The sequence below is a fragment of the Klebsiella sp. 2019SCSN059 genome (assembly GCF_021739525.1).
GTDB lineage: Bacteria > Pseudomonadota > Gammaproteobacteria > Enterobacterales > Enterobacteriaceae > Klebsiella > Klebsiella quasipneumoniae.
In genome coordinates, this window is sequence record NZ_JAKKOM010000090.1 from 1 (window position 1) to 2,647 (window position 2,647).

At 54.6% G+C, this 2,647-nt stretch carries 3 protein-coding genes and 1 pseudogene; 1 reads left to right on the top strand and 3 read right to left on the bottom strand.

Going from position 1 to position 2,647, the window contains the following annotated elements; genetic code table 11:
• Positions 1–397 precede the first annotated feature (397 nt).
• Positions 398–814 (top strand): fosfomycin resistance glutathione transferase FosA3, encoded by a 417-nt coding sequence (locus L2I46_RS28900; protein ID WP_014839980.1) that lies wholly within the window; start codon positions 398–400, stop codon positions 812–814.
• A 4-nt stretch (positions 815–818) separates the two neighbouring features.
• Here L2I46_RS28900 and L2I46_RS28905 read toward each other — a convergent pair whose 3' ends face one another.
• The 3 genes and pseudogenes from L2I46_RS28905 to L2I46_RS28915 form a co-directional block, all read right to left on the bottom strand.
• Complete coding sequence (locus L2I46_RS28905; protein WP_014839979.1) at positions 819–1,337, bottom strand: FidL-like protein; 519 nt, start codon at positions 1,335–1,337, stop codon at positions 819–821.
• Positions 1,337–2,125, bottom strand: coding sequence for a winged helix-turn-helix domain-containing protein (locus L2I46_RS28910; protein WP_014839978.1), 789 nt, complete (start codon positions 2,123–2,125; stop codon positions 1,337–1,339). Before L2I46_RS28910 ends, L2I46_RS28905 begins: the two co-directional genes overlap by 1 nt.
• A 19-nt stretch (positions 2,126–2,144) precedes the next feature.
• Positions 2,145–2,570 (bottom strand): annotated as a pseudogene (locus L2I46_RS28915) (TetR/AcrR family transcriptional regulator); the annotation flags it as partial.
• Between the last annotated feature and the right edge of the window lie 77 nt (positions 2,571–2,647).

Below are 2,647 nucleotides of genomic sequence, written 5' to 3' on the forward strand. Positions count from 1 at the left end.
GAATGGGTTCATGTGCAGCTCCATCAGCAAAAGGGGATGATAAGTTTATCACCACCGACTATTTGCAACAGTGCCGTAATTATTTAGGATATAGCTCTGTGATTTAGTCTTTTTAGGGCGTTTATTTATGTCTTTATGCTGTAATGTCGGTGCTGATTTGGTCTTCAATAAGGCGATTTTTAGCCCGCTTTTTCCGGGGGGATGAAATGTTATTGGATTGCTAAATGATTTCAAAAAAGGGGTAACATAGAGTGGGGATTAGTGTGGCGAGGCGCAGGTTTCCGATGGCAGGCTAAACGCAAAAAATGCGCTTTTTAGCCGGTGATGAGGTGAGGCCGGGAGGGGATGCGTCGCCGATCACAGTTTACAACAGGGTTTGATAACGGGAGGAAAAGTCATGCTGCAGGGATTGAATCATCTGACGCTGGCGGTCAGCGATCTGGCGTCAAGCCTGGCATTTTATCAGCAGTTACCTGGAATGCGCCTGCACGCCAGCTGGGATAGCGGAGCCTATCTCTCCTGTGGGGCGCTGTGGCTGTGCTTGTCGCTGGATGAGCAGCGGCGTAAAACGCCCCCTCAGGAAAGCGACTATACCCACTACGCCTTCAGCGTGGCGGAAGAAGAGTTTGCCGGGGTGGTGGCTCTGCTGGCGCAGGCGGGGGCTGAGGTATGGAAAGATAACCGCAGTGAAGGGGCGTCTTACTATTTTCTCGACCCTGACGGCCATAAGCTGGAGCTGCATGTGGGGAATCTGGCGCAGCGGCTGGCCGCCTGTCGCGAACGCCCCTACAAGGGGATGGTCTTTTTTGATTGACGGGTTAGTTCAGCTTACTGCCGGATTTCAACGTGCAGATCCACAGCGGTGAATTGATAGAGCTGAGCAAGATAGCCTTTTCGTTGAGCTTCTGAGCGTTGAGAAACAGCCCGTCGTGGCTGTCGGACATCTCGCGCATAAAGTAGTCGAAAATCACGTTCGGCGATTCATCAATCGAGGAGGCGCTCGATTCCCACTGATTGATGCGGTAATGACGCTCGGTGGCCGAGATGCGTTTGCTGCTGTAGGTAAACTTCACGTAGCGTTGCAGGTAGAGCCAGCCGGCGGCGGAGTCGGTGTAACCTTCGACCACCATCGAGCCTTTACCCTGCGCGCCAAAATTGAAGTGAATATTGCCGTTAACGTTCTCTTTGTCCATGTTCTCAAAGCGCATGATGCCCTTAGTGGAACAGCTCATGACACCCGCGTTGTCGGCAGGCAGCAGCCGCCAGGCGCTAAACGCGGCGGCGGCAATAAATACCAGAACGCAGAGGGCAAAGAACGGACGCGGCGCGAGTCTCATTACGGCTTCCAGGAGTAGTAAAAGTAGTTATCGCAATAGCTGAACGGGTTATCTTCATGCATGGCGCAGTGGGCAAGGAACACGCGCCCCAGCCCGTTGGTTTCGAGCCGATCGCCGTAGAAGAAAAGAAAACGTTCACCGGGTTTACAGGCAATATTCAGCCGCTGGCGTACCTCATCGAAGTTTTTGCCGTAGGACTCTTCACTGACCGAACGTCGCATTTCATCGCTGGCCAGCAGTTCGCACTGGCTATGGCTGAGGCGGGTCAGCGCGATAGGCTGGGATTCACTGATGCCGACCAGACTGAAGGCAACCAGAAGCAGGGCAATGGTGAGCAAGCAGGCTCCGGCCATGTACCAGCACATCCCGCGAGCATGTGCGGAGCGCGGTGCGTCTGGCGTTGTCGTAACGGGCGGCGGTTCGGCAGGCGTCTGTTGTGGTGAAACCGGCGGCGCGTCGTCCAGCGCTTCGATAATGACCTCGGGATTAAGCTGCAAATAGCCGCGCGAGACGGTGACGATGATGTTATCGACGCCGTAATGGCGAAAGGTCTTCCGCAGCATGCTGAGATACTGATTCAGATTGCTGTTGGATGAGGTTAATCCATTGTCATCCCAGACTTTTTTCAGAACATCTTCCCGGCTGACAATCTCGGTATGGCGCAGAAAATAGTTAAACAGGGCGCTGGCGGTGAGGGATAGCTGGCTGTCCGGTTCATCGCTTTGCGGCAGCGTCAGGGTTCCGTCGGTGGCGTCGTAGATAAAACGGGCATTGATGTTGTAGCGCATCGCGGCCTCAGTCTGTGCTTCACGCGGGAAGCGTCATTTTATTCAGGGAGTCAACCAGCGCGCGACGGTGGTCGGCGCTCATGGTGATCCCTTCCGTCAACTCCGAAAGCCAGATGCCGTCAGCGGCGTAGCGCACCAGCGTGCCGGTTGGGCTGTTATCCAGCTCATCGCCCTGCGCCAGTTTCTCCAGCATCCAGTCGCGCCAGCATTTGCGCAGCACCGGTTCATCGGGCATTGCCAGCGACAAAACCATAAGCTGGCGGCTTTCATGGGTGTCCGTGAGATCCGCCAGATAGTTCAGATAGGCGCGGGTAAACCGGCCATAGCTCACGCCATCCTGTTGCATCAGCGCGGTAATCGCTTCTTCCATGATTGCCAGCAGACGCGCGAACAGGGCGAATATTAGCGCCTGCTTGTTCGGGAAATGGTGGATAAGGCCGCCTTTACGGCACTGTTGCAAAGTTAGCGATGAGGCAGCCTTTTGTCTTATTCAAAGGCCTTACATTTCAAAAACTCTGCTTA